General features: G+C 70.8%; 10 protein-coding genes. 4 read left to right on the plus strand and 6 right to left on the minus strand.

Features of this window, described 5'->3' with window-relative positions; genetic code table 11:
* Nucleotides 1-28: 28 nt before the first annotated feature.
* The 4 genes from G6O68_RS07365 to G6O68_RS33200 all read right to left on the minus strand — a co-directional run bounded on the left by G6O68_RS07365 (nucleotide 29) and on the right by G6O68_RS33200 (nucleotide 5,698).
* The gene (locus G6O68_RS07365; protein ID WP_165246346.1) at nucleotides 29-817 is read right to left on the minus strand and encodes a class I SAM-dependent methyltransferase; all 789 of its coding nucleotides are present in this window, start codon (nucleotides 815-817) and stop codon (nucleotides 29-31) included.
* 112 nt (nucleotides 818-929) lie between these two features.
* Entirely contained in the window at nucleotides 930-1,625 is a 696-nt protein-coding gene (locus G6O68_RS07370) for a hypothetical protein (protein WP_165246347.1), read from the minus strand.
* A gap of 128 nt (nucleotides 1,626-1,753) precedes the next feature.
* Nucleotides 1,754-3,025, minus strand: a complete 1,272-nt coding sequence (locus G6O68_RS07375) for a DUF937 domain-containing protein (protein ID WP_165246348.1) — start codon at nucleotides 3,023-3,025, stop codon at nucleotides 1,754-1,756.
* Between the two features lie 192 nt (nucleotides 3,026-3,217).
* A complete protein-coding gene (locus tag G6O68_RS33200) occupies nucleotides 3,218-5,698 on the minus strand; it encodes a S8 family serine peptidase (RefSeq protein ID WP_165246349.1) in 2,481 nt (826 codons plus the stop codon).
* A 384-nt stretch (nucleotides 5,699-6,082) separates the two neighbouring features.
* On the opposite strand from G6O68_RS33200, the gene G6O68_RS07385 reads away from it, so the two are divergent.
* Entirely contained in the window at nucleotides 6,083-7,123 is a 1,041-nt protein-coding gene (locus tag G6O68_RS07385) for a DUF4886 domain-containing protein (protein WP_206108040.1), read from the plus strand.
* Between the two features lie 196 nt (nucleotides 7,124-7,319).
* Here G6O68_RS07385 and G6O68_RS07390 read toward each other — a convergent pair whose 3' ends face one another.
* A complete protein-coding gene (locus G6O68_RS07390) occupies nucleotides 7,320-8,687 on the minus strand; it encodes a sulfatase (RefSeq protein WP_165246350.1) in 1,368 nt (455 codons plus the stop codon).
* A 49-nt stretch (nucleotides 8,688-8,736) separates the two neighbouring features.
* The gene (locus G6O68_RS07395) at nucleotides 8,737-10,137 is read right to left on the minus strand and encodes a sulfatase-like hydrolase/transferase (RefSeq protein ID WP_240911094.1); all 1,401 of its coding nucleotides are present in this window, start codon (nucleotides 10,135-10,137) and stop codon (nucleotides 8,737-8,739) included.
* A 236-nt stretch (nucleotides 10,138-10,373) separates the two neighbouring features.
* Here G6O68_RS07395 and G6O68_RS07400 point away from each other — a divergent pair, with 236 nt between their 5' ends.
* The 3 genes from G6O68_RS07400 (at nucleotide 10,374) to G6O68_RS07410 (ending at nucleotide 12,966) form a co-directional block, all read left to right on the plus strand.
* Entirely contained in the window at nucleotides 10,374-11,306 is a 933-nt protein-coding gene (locus G6O68_RS07400; protein WP_165246351.1) for a DUF1559 domain-containing protein, read from the plus strand.
* Nucleotides 11,307-11,539: 233 nt separating this feature from the next.
* A complete protein-coding gene (locus G6O68_RS07405) occupies nucleotides 11,540-12,472 on the plus strand; it encodes a DUF1559 domain-containing protein (RefSeq protein WP_165246352.1) in 933 nt (310 codons plus the stop codon).
* On the plus strand, nucleotides 12,472-12,966 hold the full coding sequence (locus G6O68_RS07410) for a hypothetical protein (protein ID WP_165246353.1): 495 nt from the start codon (nucleotides 12,472-12,474) through the stop codon (nucleotides 12,964-12,966). Before G6O68_RS07405 ends, G6O68_RS07410 begins: the two co-directional genes overlap by 1 nt.
* The last annotated feature ends 10 nt before the right edge of the window (nucleotides 12,967-12,976 follow it).

The raw sequence follows: 12,976 nt of genomic DNA on the forward strand, positions 1-12,976 counted from the left end.
AAGGGAAGCGCGGGCTTCGGCGTCGGCGTCAGACCTCGGCCCGGAAGGACCAGTCCCAGCTCGGGGCCTCGCCCGCCAGCTCCAGGGCCCCGGCGAAGTTCTCGTCCCAGGGGTAGAGCACGCGATCGAGCGCGACCGATCGGAACCCCGCCTTCTTGAAGCGGTGTTCGAACTCGAAGGGCTGCCAGAACTTCTGACGGAGTCCCTGGAAACGGAAGCGGCCGAACGCGAAATCGTAGTAGCGATGCTCGCCGTGGAGCGCCGCGAACCGCTCGGCGTCGGCGGGCTCGAGCCCCTGGTCGAGCGCCTGCTCGTAGAGCAGCATCGTGTGGTACTGGATCGCGTCCATCGACGGCGCGATCCCGAGGAAGACGCCGCCGGGCCGCAGGGCGGCGCGGATCGACGTCAGCACCCGGTGGATCCGCCGCACGTCGGGCATGACCAGCGAGTTGTTGGCGATCGCCACGTCGAGCGTGCCCGCGAGGTCGTCGATATCCTCCATTGACCGCTGGAGGAACGTCACCCGAGGCCGGTCCTCGGGCGCGACCCGCTCCCGGGCCTTCGCGAGCATCCCGGGCGCGAAGTCCAGGGCGACCACCCGGCCGAAACGCCCCAGCAGCGTGTTGATGAGCGGGCCCGTGCCGCATCCCAGGTCGGCCACCGTCTTCGAGCCGGCGTCGGCCACGGCGTCGAGCGCCTCCCACTGCGGATTCCGGACCTTGGGGCCGTACGGGTCGAGGAAGACCTCGTCGTAACGCGCCGCGGCTCGGCTCCACGACCGTTGCTGATCGGGCGTCTTCCGGCTGAATGTGGACACGATCGCAAGTGCCCCCCGGATCGGTCCGGCCGCCGGCCGGCGCGGCCTTCGGCGTTTTCGACCCGCAAGAATTCCACTCCAAGGCAAGTCTAGGTCGCCCCCGGCGTCGGGGTCAGGAACGGGGAGGAGTCCACCCGGCGGCCAGGACCAGCTCGGTCCCGTCGAGCACGAGGCTCCCGAGGCGGGGCAGGGCGAGGAAATCGAAGCCGTTGGCGTTCCCGAAGGCCCACGACGCCGCCCTGGTCGCGCGTCGCGTCCTGCCGGAGAGCCGCCGCCAGGTCGAGCGCAGCAGGGCGTCGGCAGGCTCCCCCGTCTGAACGACCACGCGACGATTCCGTGACAGCGCCTCCACGATCGAGTCCACCCGAGGGTCCGCCGCGTCCTCCTCGCGACCCCCGAGGCCGGCCGGCTTCAGCCGTCCCTGGGCGAGCGGGGCGTCCTGATCCGAGGCCGTCCAGTCGGTCCGGAACGCCGGCTCGAAGGCCAACGGACACGCCCCCGCGCGGCGATACGACCACGAGGAGACGAAAAGCCCGTGGAACGCCAGGGCCCCCGGGCGACCCTGGTCGTCGCAGCCTAGCGAGTCCGCCTGGACCACCATCCAGGCCGAGCGGTCCACGGGCATCGCGAACACGCTGCGGAAACGGCCCACCCCGGCGGGACGCTCGCCGAACCGGCCGCAGGCCCGCTTCAGGGCGTCTCGCCAGGCCGGCGGGCAGCCGGGCGAGGCCGCGAGCAGGGCGTAGCCCTTCGACCAGAATGGAAAGCTCCCGTACACCGCCTGCTCGTATCGTATCCCGCCGAACATCGAGGCTCCGCCCCCCGGACCCGAGGCCTGGACTTCCCTTCGCCCTCCCAGGATACCGCAAACGGCCGAGGGCCGGGGGCGACGCGGAGAAATCCCGGGTGCCGACGGGACGGGCGCGAGCGAATCCGTCACTCGGCGATCAGCGAGATGCTGATCGGCACGTCGGCCGCCGACACCGCCGCCGGATGCCCGGCGGGGAGGTTGGCGGGGACGGTCCCCGCGGCGACCCGATCGGTCGCCACTCCCGCCCGGACGAGCGCCTCGCGGACGGCCTCCGCCCGGCGCAGGGCGGCCTCGCGGGCCTCGTCGGGGTCGGCGTCCCGGAGCGTCTCCCGGCCGTCGACCCGGAGCTTCACGTCCGGGTAGGCCTCGGCCACCCTGGCGAGCTGCCCGATCGAGGCCACGGCCCCGGTCGTCAGCGCGCCGTCGCCGTCGAAGGTCAGCTCGCCGGCGACGAACCCGCGCGACACGGTCGGTTTCCCCTGTCGCAGAGCCTGCACCATCCCCTCCAGGTACGAGCCCGCCGCGACTTCCAGCTTGACGTCGCGCGGAAGCGCGAGCGAGACCCGTCGGGCGGCGGTCTCCACCACCTGCCGGCCCTCGGCCGTGACGACGTCGTCGGCGGGCGGAGGAGCGTCGGCCGACTCGCGGGCCAGGTCGGTCGCGGGCTCGTTCGTCGCCGGGGCCCGGAGCGGATCCTGCGCGGCGTCCGGGTCGATCTTCCGCGGCAGCATGAGGAACCCGACCACGAGCGCGAGCACGCCGAGCGCGACCGGGGCCACCCATCGCGGCCGGGGGGGCTCGACCCGTTCGATCCGGAGCCCCGGAGCGATCGCTGACGGGTCGCGAGGGGTCGCCGCCAGGTCGGTCAAGCTCCGCACCTCCAGCACGTCGGCGAGGCCGCCGGGGGCCCGGCGGGCGACGGAGCCGACCTGGTCGGCCAGGAGCCTTCGAAGGGCGTCCGGGTCGGCCCCCCGGCCGTCGAGCGACTCGCGGATCAAGCCCGCCAGCGCCGGGGCGAGGGCGGCCAGGAGGGCCGCGACCGAGGTCGATCGCGCGCCCGTATCGTCGGCGAGCAGGTCGATCACGCCGCCCAGCCGGTCGCCGAAGATCGAGCGGAGCAAAGGCCGCCCACTTCGGGCGAGGGCCTCCGGTGAGACGTCCGAAAGTGCCGGTTCGGGACCGGGCGTCGCACCCGGATCGCGCCCGAGGGCGTCGATCAGGCGGCCGGCCTCGTCCGGGGAGTGGGCGGCCCGGACGAGTCCCGCGAGGATCGTCGGCGCGCCGAGCGCGAGGGTCTGCTCCACGCGGTCGGGCTGCTCGTCCAGCGCCACGCCCAGGTCCAGGACGACCGAGGCGTCGAAGAGCGACTGGACCTTGCTGAGGAATTCGACGGCCATGATGCATCCCTCCATCGGTTCGCTTCCCGAGGATGGGCGGAGCCCGCCCGGAGCGAGGATGGCTCGTCGCCCACCTCCGGGACTCGTCCCTCCGACAGGGGAGGGGCGTGATGGAGGACCTCACAGGCAATCGCCGTACCGTCGGCCGCCGCCGCGCCGCTCGATCGCGACGCGACGCGGCGACCTGGCCGCTCAGTCGACGAAGAGTCCGTTGAGGACGGCGTTGTGTCCGGCGAGGCGTGTGAAGCGGAAGGAGACGCGGCCCTCGAGCCGCCAGGTGAGGTAGACGCCGTCGCGGAAGGAGGCGATGGACCGGGAGTCGATCACGTTGCCGGCGGCGTCGAGGACGTCGATCCGCTGGGAGCGGGAGCTGGTGTCCCAGTCGAGGAAGTAGAGCGAGACGTCGCGGGGCCCGGAGGAGAGGTCGAGGGCGACGGTGAAGGAGCTGTTGGAGTACCAGGTGGAGGCGATCCGGGAGGTGCCGGCGGGCGTCTGGAGGGCGCGGGGGTCGGCGGTGGATGCGGCCCAGGTGTAGAGGGATGCGCCCGAGGTGGCGAGGCCGGCGGGGGGGAGGGCGGAGGTGGTGGCGGCGACGGCGTATGCGGCGGCCCCGTAGGTCCCCTTCCACGTCCCCCGGGTCGTCGCGTCCGTCCCCTGGAAGCCCAGGTCGTCGGCCGGCGGCGGCGGCTCCGAATCCTCCACGGCGTCGACGAAGAGTCCGTTGAGGACGGCGTTGTGTCCGGCGAGGCGTGTGAAGCGGAAGGAGACGCGGCCTTCGAGCCGCCAGGTGAGGTAGACGCCGTCGCGGAAGGAGGCGATGGACCGGGAGTCGATCACGTTGCCGGCGGCGTCGAGGACGTCGATCCGCTGGGAGCGGGAGCTGGTGTCCCAGTCGAGGAAGTAGAGCGAGACGTCGCGGGGCCCGGAGGAGAGGTCGAGGGCGACGGTGAAGGAGCTGTTGGAGTACCAGGTGGAGGCGATCCGGGAGGTGCCGGCGGGCGTCTGGAGGGCGCGGGGGTCGGCGGTGGATGCGGCCCAGGTGTAGAGGGATGCGCCCGAGGTGGCGAGGCCGGCGGGGGGGAGGGCGGAGGTGGTGGCGGCGACGGCGTATGCGGCGGCCCCGTAGGTCCCCTTCCACGTCCCCCGGGTCGTCGCGTCCGTCCCCTGGAAGCCCAAATCGACTTCGACGGCCGGCGGCGGGGCGGCTTGCTTCACCGCGGCGCCCACGTCGAGCGTGCCGCCGGTGGCCACCTTCCCTTGCAGGGCGGTGAGCGGCCTCGCGGTGCTCAGGAGCTGGTCGACGATCTGAGTGTAGGTCCATTCGGGGTGGCCGGCGAGCAGCAGCGCGGCGGACCCGGCGACGAACGGGGCGGCCATGGACGTGCCGCTCATCGAGGCGTAGCGGTTGCCGGGGAGCGTGCTGAGGATGCCGACGCCGGGCGCGGCCAGGTCGACGGTCGTCCGGCCGTAGTTCGAGAAGCTCGCCAGCGCGCCGTTCGAGCCGATCGCGGCCACCGAGACGACGTTCGGGCTGGAGGACGAGGCCGGCGAGAACGCGGTGACGTCGGTGTCCAGGCTGCTATTGCCCGCGGCGGCCACGAAGACCGAGTCGGCCGCGGCGGCGGCGGCGATGGCCGAGGCGAGCGTGCTGCTCACCGCGCCGACGCCCCCGTAGCTGTTGTTGGTGACGCGGGCGCCCTTGGCGGCGGCGTAGCGGACGGCCGCCGCCGCGGCGGAGTCGAAGCCGTTGCCCGAGCCGTCCAGGAACTTCAGGGCCATGAGCTGGACCCGCCAGTTCACGCCCGTCACCCCGACCCCGTTGTCGCCCACCGCGCCGACGATCCCGGCGACGTGGGTGCCGTGGCCGTGGTCGTCGTACGGCCGATTCGTGTTGTTGACGAAGTTCCAGCCGATGATGTCGTCGACGTAGGCGTCGCCGTCGCTCGAAACGCCGTCGGCCCAGCCTCCCTGTCCGGAGTCCCCGCCGGACGAGGTCCGATACAGGGAGACCAGCAGGTCGGACCCGGTGATCCGGCCGTCGCCGTTCGAGTCGGCGACCTTGCCGGGGCCCTGATTCGGCTTCGAGCCGTCCGGCGCCGTGTGGTTCAGGTCGTAGAACGTGATCAGGCCGTCGCCGTCGACGTCCGTGAGGTTGGCACGCCGCGAGGCCGGGATCTCCCCCTGGTTGATCCAGACGTTCAGATAGAGGTCGGGATGGTCGTAGTCGATCCCCGTGTCGACGATCCCGACCGCGACCTTGCTGGAGCCCTGGCCGTAGTCCCAGGCCGTCGGCGCGGCGGCCCCGGCCGCCCCATTCAGGCCCCACAGGAAGCCGTTCGCGTAGTACGGGTCGTTGGGGAGCTCCACGGCGACCGAGAACGAGACCCGGGGCTCGACGTACCCCAGCCCCGGGGTGGACTCCAGGCGGCCCGCCAGCCGGTTCAGGGTGATCGATGTGCCGGTCATCTGCAGGACCCCCGGTTCCAGCGTCGGGATCAGCGTCGCGCCGAGGCGGCCGGCCGCGGCCGAGACCTCGGCGAGCGAGGCGTCCTTCAGCTGCACGAGCAGCGCCGAAGTCGGCGTCGTGCTCAGGACCGTACGGGCCTCGAGGACGTCGTAGGAGACGCCTCGCTGGCGGCCGAGGCGGGCCCTTCCCGACCTCGGATTCGTCATCCGGATTCTCATAGGTGCAGATCTCGTTGTGAGGACGCGTCAAGGAATCGGCGCGGCGCGATCCGGCCAGCCGTGAGGACGCCCGGAACCCTGGCGGGCGAGGCGGACGTCCTAGCGGTCGAGGGGATTGCGCGGCGATCGGGTTGCGGGCGATGCGGTGCGTCCACCAGCCCCACAGTGATGCGGAGATTGGCGGCCGGGAATTGCGTGAACACTATTCTAATAGAACGCCTACGCGGGGTTGCAAGACGAGACGGCCGGATTCCGCACCCATGGCGGCTCGCGATTTACGAACCCCGCACCGCCGGCTAAGCTTGAAAAAGCGAGGCAGCCCCGAGCGCCGGCGGCGGCCCCCCCCACCCCACAGGCCGAGGTTGAACGTCGATGAATCCTCGCGGCCCTCGCGACGCGGCCCCCTCCACGCCCCCCCGCCGAGTGCGCCCGGCCCGCGCCCTGATCCTGGGCGTCTGGCTCCTCGCGGCCGCGAACGTCGGCGCCCAGGACGCGCCCATGCGCGAGCCCGAGACCGTGCGGCTCCTCACCGTGGGCAACAGCTTCTCGCAGAACGCCACCCGCTACCTGGCCGACGTCGTCCGCGCGCAGGGGGACGCGCTGGTCCACCACTCGGCGGCCATCCCCGGCGGCACGCTGGAGCAGCATTGCGAGAAGGCGGACGTCCACGCCGCGAAGCCGAAGGACCCCCGGGGGTTCTACCTCGGCAGCCGTCGGAGCCTGGTCCAGGAGCTGCACGACGAGCCCTGGGACTTCATCACCGTCCAGCAGGCGAGCCTCCGCAGCCACGACGTCGCGACCTACCGCCCCTTCGCCGCCCGCCTCGTCGAGATCCTCCGCCGCGAGGCGCCCTCCGCGCGGGTCGTCCTCCACGAGTCCTGGGCCTATCGGATCGACGACCCCCGATTCGATCCGGCCGCCGAGCACGCGCCCGGCGAGCCCGCCGACCAGGCCGCCATGCATCGCGGCCTGGCCGACGCCTATCGAGCCATAGCTCACGAATTGGGCGCCCCGCTGATTCCGGTCGGCGACGCCTTCCACCTGGCCGACGCCGACCCGACCTGGGGCTACAAGCCGGACGCGTCGTTCGACCTGGCGACGGCCGCGCATCCCGCGCTGCCGGACCAGACGCATTCGCTGCACATGGGCCGCCGGTGGTCGAAGCGGGCCGACGGGACCTACGGCCTGGTGATGGACGGTCACCACGCGAACGTCGCCGGCCAGTACCTGGGCGCGCTGGTCTTCTACGAGTCGCTCTACGCCAGTTCGGTCCTCGGGTGCACGTTCCGGCCCAACGGGATCAACGCCGAGTACGCGCGGTTCCTGCAGAAGACCGCCCACGAGGCCGTGAAGGCCCTGCGCGGGACCGAGTTCGAAGTGAAGCCGAAGGCCCGCGTCGCCGCCTCGCGGTGAGAGGGCGTTCCGATCCCGAAGCCCTTCCCTCCCCGCGGGGGAAGTTGGCCCGCAGGGCCGGATGAGGGGGAGGACGAGTACGAGGGCCGTCGGAGAATCGGACGCGCGCGAGGGCCGTCGCTCCCTCCCGCGGGCTTCCTCGACGGCCCCCCTCGCCCGGCCTTCGGCCGCCGTGGCGAGGGGCCCGGGTCGAGGCTCAGTCGGACCCGCGCGGCGGGGCGTCGGACTTGGGGAGCCACTTCGCCAACTCGGACTTCCGCGCGGCGTGCTCCGGCGCCGCGGCGAGGTTGGTCCACTCGTAGGGGTCGGCGGCCTCGTCGTACAACTCCTCGCTGCCGTCGGCGTAGCGGATGTATCGCCAGCCCTCCGAGCGCACGGCGTGATTGCCGCGTCCGAAGGTCGTCAATGCGGGGCGGTCCCATGCGGAGGCCGGGTCTTTCAGGAGCGACCGGAAGCTCGGCCCTTCGACGTGCTTCGGCGTCTCGATCCCGCACAGGTCGGTCAGCGTCGGGTAGAGGCTCATGAAGTCCACCGTGCGCTCGCAGACCGAGCCGGGCGTGGTCACGCCGGGGGCGACCCAGATGAGCGGCGCGCGGGTGGCCTCCTCCCAGAGGGCGAACTTCCGCCAGTGGCTCTTCTCGCCCAGGTGCCAGCCGTGGTCGCCCCACAGCACGACGATGGTGTCGTCGCGGTAGGCCGAGCGGTCCAGGCCGTCGATCAGCCGGCCGATCATGGCGTCGGCGTAGGAGATCGCGGCGAGGTACGCCTGCACCGCCTCCTTCCACCGGCCCGATTCGAGCATCGCCTTGTGGTCGCCGTTCGGCTTCGCCATGCGACGGCCCGCGGGCGGCACGTCGTCGAGGTCGTCCTCGCGGTGGGGCGGGAGCTGGATCGAGTCCAGCGGGTGCAGGTCGTAGTATTTCCGAGGCACGTTCCAGGGCATGTGCGGCTTGTGCAGGCCGACCGCCAGGAAGAACGGCCTGTCGTGCTTCCGCTCCAGCTGATCGATGCCGTACTGGACGATCTTCCACTCGCGCAGGTCCTCGTCCTTCGCGTCGTCGAGCGGGGCGAACTTGATCCCGCCGACGCCGACGTCCCCGGTGGGCTTCGGGTCGCGTCCCGAGTCGGCGAGGTAGTCGTCGTATTCGTCGCGGCGGTTGTAGGCCTCGTGGTAGATCTTGCCCGCCCCCAGGACCTCGTAGCCCCCCTCGCGGAAGGCGGTCGTGAGGGGCAGGTCGCGAGAGATCGCCGGCCGCCAGTCCTCGTCGTTCTGGTAGACCCCGGTGGTGGTCGGCCGCAGGCCGCTCATCAGGGCCGCCCGCGACGGGTTGCACAGCGGGGCGGCGCAGTACGCCCGGGTGAACCGGACGCCCCGCGACGCGAGGCGGTCGATGTTGGGCGTGATCGTCTGAGGGTTGCGGCCGAGGTGGCCGACCCAGTGGTTCAGGTCGTCGACGGCGATGAACAGGACGTTGGGCTTGCGCCCGTCGCCTTCGCCGGCCCACGCCGGCGCGGCCGTCGCCAGCGCGAGCCACGCGAGGGCCGTCAGCTTCAGGATTCTCATGCGTTCACCTTCTTGTTGATCGATCCGATTTCAGGATGGGCGCCGTTCTTCAGTCCCGGGCCGGCCCGCCGGGGCCCCACAGCGGCTCGACGAGCTGGGCGTCCCAGCCCTTCCAGGCGGCGAGCAGCTCCGCGACCTTCTCGGGACGCTCGGCGGCCAGGTCGCGGGACTCGCCCGGATCCTCGGCCAGGTTATAGAGGCGGAACGGCGTGACCTCGACTTTCGCCGCGTTGGAGCGGGCCCCGGGCGCGTCGACCGCCGCGTCGTAGCGGACGAGCTTCCAGTCCCCCTTCCGCACGGCGGCCTGGGCGCCCATCCGCCAGAACAGCTCCTCGTGGGGCGTCCCGGCGTTCGCCCCGGTCAGGAACGGCAGCAGGTCCACGCCGTCCAGCTTCCCCTCGGGCGCCACCTCGACACCGGCCGCCGCCAGCGCGGTCGGCAGCACGTCGAGCTGGATCACCGGCTTGCGATAGACGGCCCCCGCCGGCAGCTTCCCCTTCCAGCTCAGGGCGAACGGCACGCGCACGCCCCCTTCGAGCGAGGTCCGCTTCGAGCCCCGGAACGGCGCGTTGCTCGACCCGTTCTGGGTCGTCCCCGGCATCGTCGGCCCGCCGTTGTCGTTGAAGTAGACGATCAGCGTGTCCTCGGCGAGGCCCGCGGCCTCGATCTTGTCCACGATCGTCCCGACGGCCTCGTCCAGCGCCGTGAGCATGGCCGCGTACTTCCGCCGCTGCGGGTCCGCGATCGCCGTGAACCGCGCGAGCCGCTCGTCGGTCGCGTCCATCGGCGTGTGCACCGCGTTGAAGGCGACCTCCAGGAAGAACGGGGCGCCCTCCTTGTGGCGGTCGATGAAGTCCGCCGCCTCGCGGGCGAAAGCGTCCGTCAGATAAGCCTTCTCCCTGACGACCTCGGTGCCCCGATAGACGTTCTCGGTCGCCTCGGCGAAATAGGTGTGCGCTCCGCCGAGGAAGCCGAAGAACTCGTCGAACCCGCGACTCTGCGGGTGCAGCTCCGGCGTCCCCCCCAGGTGCCACTTGCCGACCAGCCCCGTCGCATAACCGGCCGCCTTGAGCCGGTCGGCGATCGTCTTCTCCGAGGTCGGCAAGCCCTGCTTCGGGCTCCCCCCGGGGTTCCACTCGTGACCGAACCGCTGCTGATACCGGCCCGTCAGGAACCCGGCCCGCGTCGGGCTGCAATACAGGCCCGAGACGTAGCCGTCGGTGAACCGCACGCCGCTCGCCGCCAGGGCGTCGATCCTCGGCGTCGGGAAGTCCCGGTTGCCGTGGATGCCCAGGTCGGCGTAGCCCATGTCGTCCGTGATCAGGACGACGATGTTCGGCCGCTTCTCCGCCGCCCCCGCCGTCCTCGCGGCCGCTAACGCCGCCAGCCCCAGCGTCAGGCCCGCAGCGACCCGCCGGCCCAGACTCGTCGATCGCATCATGAACTTCATCGCGGCCCCATCCTCCTCATTCCCTCGTCCATCCGGCTCCGCGCCGATCGCGGTCCGCCCCTCCGCATTCAACCCGACTCGAACGCCGACCGTTCCGTCGGCGACCCACCATAGCAATGTCCTATTAGTTCGGTCAAGAAACTTGGGTTTTAATGTTGACAAATCCGATAGGAAAAACAAAGATGCCGCGGTTCAGCCAGGGAAGTGATGGGCCAGCGTCTTACTGGAGGTTTTCGATGCGAGCGGGACGAAAAGTACGGCAGGCAGGTCGGGTCGGCTTCACGCTGATCGAGCTGCTGGTGGTGATCGCGATCATCGCGGTTTTGATCGCCTTACTTCTGCCGGCGGTCCAGTCGGCGCGGGAGGCGGCGCGACGGATCCAGTGCACGAACAACGTCAAGCAGTTGGGGCTCGCGCTGCACAACTACCACGACGTACACGGCCGGTTCGCCCCGGGCTCCATCCAGGTGACGACGCCGGCGACCTATCGCCAGCCGTTCATCACATCCTTGCTGCCGTTCCTGGAGCAGGGGAATCTGACCAGCAGCTTCAATTTCAACCTTTCATTCGAGAACCCCAGCAACATCACCACGCGAGCTTCGCGGGTGAACTCGTTCGACTGCCCGACGGACCAGAAGATCGTCTTCGTCAACAACGGCGGCAACGTCACCGACGTGAAGGGGAGCTATGGCGTCAACTGGGGCCAGAACACGTATGGCGACCAGATCCTCGCCTCGCCCTTCGGCCTGAACTACGGGGCCTCGCTGGCCGAGATCACCGACGGCACCAGCAACACGTTCCTGATGGCCGAGCTGATCCAGCTCCCCCACCCGGTAGGACAGCCCGTCGCCACGATCGATCGCCGCGGACGTGTCTGGAGCGACCAGCCCTCGTCCCACCAGATCAACACCCGCAACGGCCCGAACAGCCAGGTCCCCGACTACGGTGCCTGCTGGCACGACACCGATCCTCGCAAGGCCCCCTGCACCCGCCTGCTCGGCTCCCCCGAGACCCACCACCTCGCCTCGCGCAGCAAGCACCCCGGCGGGGTGAACGTCCTGCTGGGGGACGGCTCCGTCCGGTTCATCAAGGACTCGATCGCCATCCCCACCTGGCGTGCCCTCAGCAGTCGCGCCGGCGGCGAGGTCATCAGCGCGGACTCCCTCTGACAACCACGGCGTGCGTCGACTTCAAAGATCTGGCGACCCGACGAACGGGAGCGGATTGGGATTCTCTAGTTGTTTGATAGAAAAAAGCGGTTATCCAAGTTGACAATGCCGATAGAGATTGCCAGTATTGGGCCGTGAGCCGCCCCCGCAGGGGAGCGAGCCTGACTCTTCCAGGAGAGGGCGCTCCCGCGACGACCGCCGGTCGATCGCGGGACGACGGAACGAGGATTGAGATGCTGAACCAAGATGCGAACGGACGACGAGGCGGGTTCACGTTGATCGAGCTGCTGGTGGTGATCGCGATCATCGCCGTGCTTATCGCCTTGCTGTTGCCGGCGGTGCAGTCGGCCCGCGAGGCGGCGCGGCGGATCCAGTGCACGAACAACATCAAGCAGCTGGGCCTGGCCTTGCACAACTACCACGACGTGCACGGCCGGTTCGCCCCGGGCTCGATCACGGTGGCGATCACGCCGACGCGGGACTACCGCCAGCCGTTCGTCACCTCGCTGCTGCCGTATGTGGAGCAGGGGAACCTGGCCGCCAGCTACAACTTCAACCAGTCGTTCCAGCACGGGACCAACGACACGACCCGGCTGGCGCGGGTGAACGTATTCGACTGCCCCTCGGATCAGCAGGTCCTGTTCCTGAACTCCGACGGCACCAACGCCGACGTGAAGGGGAATTACGGGATCAACTGGGGCCAGGACACGTACGGGGACCCGATCCTGAAGGCCCCCTTCGCCCTGAACTACGGGGCCTCGCTGGCCGAGATCACCGACGGCACCAGCAACACGTTCCTGATGGCCGAGCAGATCCAGCTCCCGCAGCCGGCGGGGCAGCCGGTCAACGTGATCGACCGTCGGGGTCGGATCTGGAGCGATCAGCCGTCGTCGCACCAGATTTCCACCCGCAACGGCCCCAACAGCCAGGTCCCGGACCTCGGCGCCTGCTGGCCCGCCACCGACCCGCGCAAGGCCCCTTGCGTCCGGCGGACCGCCCAGGGGCCCACGCACTACATGGCCTCGCGCGGCAAGCACCCCGGCGGGGTGAACGTCCTGCTGGGGGACGGCTCCGTCCGGTTCATCAAGGACTCGATCTCGATCCCGACCTGGCGGGCGCTCAGCAGCATCGCCGGCGGCGAGGTCATCAGCGCGGACTCCCTCTGATGCTCACGAATCGCACCGATCGCCCCCGGAACCGTTCGCTCGTCTCACTCGCCGCGAGGCTCGTCCCGGCGGCCCTCGTCGTCGCCGCCGTCGTCGGCTGCGGCGACTCCTCGGAGCCGCCGCGGCTGCCGGTATCGGGCAAGGTCACGCTCGACGGCAAGCCGCTCCCCGCGGGCCAGCTGACCTTCGTCCCGCTGGACGGCCGGACCGCTTCCGTCGCCGAGGTCCGCGACGGCGCGTTCCAGACCGACGGCTCCACCGGCCCCGCGCCAGGCCGGTATCAGGTCGAAATCTACGCCGTCGAGTCGACCGGCAAGACGATCCCCAGCCCCGACATCCCCGGCGCGACGATCGAGGAGGAGCGAGACCTCGTCCCCGAGCGTTACAACGTCAAGTCCGAGCTGACCGCCGAGGTCAAGCCCGACGGCGACAACGCCTACGAGTTCGCCCTCACCTCGCAGGCCCCCGCGGCGCGAAAGGTCCGACGCCGCTGAGGGCCGGGGC

Source organism: Paludisphaera soli (genome assembly GCF_011064595.1).
Lineage (GTDB): Bacteria > Planctomycetota > Planctomycetia > Isosphaerales > Isosphaeraceae > Paludisphaera > Paludisphaera soli.